The organism is Nocardia jiangxiensis NBRC 101359 (assembly GCF_000308615.1).
Taxonomy (GTDB): Bacteria; Actinomycetota; Actinomycetes; order Mycobacteriales; family Mycobacteriaceae; genus Nocardia; species Nocardia jiangxiensis.
This window is the reverse complement of record NZ_BAGB01000127.1, coordinates 1-2,795: the sequence shown is the minus strand read 5'-3', so window position 1 is coordinate 2,795 and position 2,795 is coordinate 1. Positions and strand designations below refer to the sequence as shown.

General features: G+C 65.8%; 1 protein-coding gene. It reads left to right on the top strand.

Annotated elements, in window-relative coordinates:
• The coding region (locus ON40_RS34560; RefSeq protein WP_157186585.1) for a type I polyketide synthase at nt 1-2,795 on the top strand (2,795 nt) is incomplete at both ends.

The window sequence follows — 2,795 nt, the reverse complement described above, 5'->3', positions numbered from 1 at the left end:
CTGCGGTGAATGGTCCTTCGGCTGTGGTGGTGTCGGGTGCGCCGACCGCGTTGGAGGAGTTGCTGATTCACTGCGAGCACAACGGCGTTCGTGCTCGGCGTATCGATGTGGATTACGCGTCGCATTCGCCTGGGGTCGAGGCCATCCGGGACGAGCTTGTCGCTGCGTTGTCGGGGATCGAGGCGCGCTCGTCGGAGGTTGCGTTCTTTTCCACGGTCACTGGAAATCTCTGTGACACTGCGAGTTTGGATGGTGAGTACTGGTATCGCAATATTCGGCAGACGGTGGAGTTCGAGGCTGCTGTGCGTGCGGCGTGCGGGCACGGGTATCGGGTGTTCGTCGAATCGAGCCCGCATCCGGTGCTGATCGCCGGTATCGAGGACACGGCTGCTGAATGCGTCGAAGATGCCGGGGCGGTGGTTGTTCCGTCGCTCGGGCGTGGTGATGGCGGTTTCGATCGGTTCCTGATGTCCGTCGCGCAGGCTCATGTGCGTGGCGTGGGGGTGGCCTGGCGTGGGATGCTCGCGGGGGCTCGTCGTATCCCATTGCCGACGTATGCATTTCAGCGACGTCGGTTCTGGTTGACGGGGTCCGCTGCGCCTGATCGCGCTGGGCGGCACGAAGCTCGGTCGAGATCGGTCGTCGAGCCGTCCGAGGACGTGGTGAAACCGGTGTCCGCGCTGGCGCAGCGGTTGCGCGGGCTGGCGGAGGACGAACAGCTCGCCGTGCTGTCGCAGGTGGTCCGATCTCAGGTTGCCGTGGTGCTGGGACACGACGGTCCCGGCGATATCGACCCGGATACGGTATTTCGCGACATGGGATTCGACTCGCTGTCGGCGGTCGAACTGCGGCATCGGCTCGAGGCGGCGACCGGGCTGGCACTGTCGTCCACACTCGTTTTCGATTATCCGACGCCCGCGATGCTCGCTCGCCACGTGCGGGAACAGATCGTGGGGGTGCGGGATCGAGGGCAGCCGGAATCGCCGCTGCGGGCCGTAGTGGATGAACCGATTGCGATCGTGGGCGCCGGGTGCCGGTTTCCGGGCGGTGTCGGCTCACCGGATGATTTGTGGGAGTTAATTTCTCGCGGCGAGGATGTCGTGTCCCGATTCCCGCGCGATCGCGGCTGGGATCTGGCGGGGTTGTTCGATCCGGACCCGGACGCGGTGGGTAAATCGTACACGCGGGCGGGCGGATTCCTCGACGATGCGGCCGGATTCGACGCGGCATTCTTCGGAATCGGTCCGCGCGAGGCGACGGTGATGGATCCGCAGCAGCGGTTGTTGTTGGAGGTGTCGTGGGAGGCGTTGGAGCACGCGGGAATTGATCCGCTGCGGTTGCGCGGCACCCCGACCGGAGTCTTCACCGGTCTGATCGCACAGGGCTACGGCACGCAGGCGGCGGCCGCCGAATCCGAGGATTACTCCGGCACCGGCCAGACCTCGAGTGTGGCGTCGGGTCGGGTGGCGTATGTGTTGGGTCTGGAAGGGCCTGCGGTATCGGTGGATACGGCGTGTTCGTCGTCATTGGTGGCGTTGCATCTGGCGGTGCAGTCGTTGCGGTTGGGGGAATGCGATCTGGCGTTGGCCGGCGGCGTCACCGTCATGGCCACCCCGAGGATCTACACCGAGTTCAGCCGCCAGCGCGGGTTGTCGGTGGATGGGCGGTGCAAGGCGTTCGCGGGGGCTGCGGACGGTACCGGGTTCGCTGAGGGTGCGGGTGTGCTGGTGGTCGAGCGGTTGTCGGATGCGCGGCGGCTCGGGCACGAAATCCTGGCGGTGGTACGAGGATCGGCGATCAACCAGGACGGTGCGTCCAACGGGTTGACCGCGCCGAACGGCCCTTCGCAGCAGCGGGTGATCCGGGCTGCGCTAGCCAATGCCGGTTTGTTCGCGGCGGATGTGGATGCGGTCGAGGCGCACGGGACGGGCACCAGGTTGGGCGATCCCATCGAGGCACAAGCCTTGTTGGCGACCTACGGGCGCGACCGCGTCGACGAGCGGCCGGTATGGCTGGGATCGGTGAAGTCGAATATCGGTCACACGCAGGCAGCCGCGGGTGTGGCCGGTGTGATCAAGATGGTGCAGGCGCTTCGGCATGGCATGTTGCCTCGGACACTGCACGTGGATGTGCCCAGCCCCCATGTGAATTGGTCGTCCGGCGCGGTCTCGCTGCTGACCGAGTCCCGAGAATGGCCCGATAACGGTGCACCACGCCGCGCCGGTATTTCGTCGTTCGGTATCAGCGGCACCAATGCGCACGTAATCCTGGAACAGGCGCCATCCGAACCGGCATCGCATCGGACCAACAGCGCTCGAGTCGATGGCGACTCGAATAACGGTGTGGTGGTGGGTAACTCAACAGACAGTGTCGTTTGCGTCGGGGCCGCGCCTGGTGGTGCCGATGGTGTCGAATCCGTTGGGGACGCTGCTGATGCCGTCGCGCCTATTGGTGACGCATCCGATGGGGCTGCGCCCGTTGGCGATGCCGCCGGTGGTGCCGTGCGGACCGCCGATGCCACAGATACTTTTGCCCGTGGGGCGGACGAATCCGATGGTGTTGTGAGCGCTGGGGACGTTGTTCGTGATGGCGTCGCACGTGTTGGGGGCACTGCTGGTGCTGTCGCGCGCGTTGGAGACACGGCCGATCGTGCGGCAGCTGGCGGTGGCGCAGCCGATGGTGCTCTCCCTGCTTTGGGTCGGTCGGTGGTGCCGTGGATCTTGTCGGGGAAGTCGGCTGAAGCGTTGGTGGGGCAGGCGAGCCGGTTGTTGGGGTATGTGCGGGATCGTCCGGGG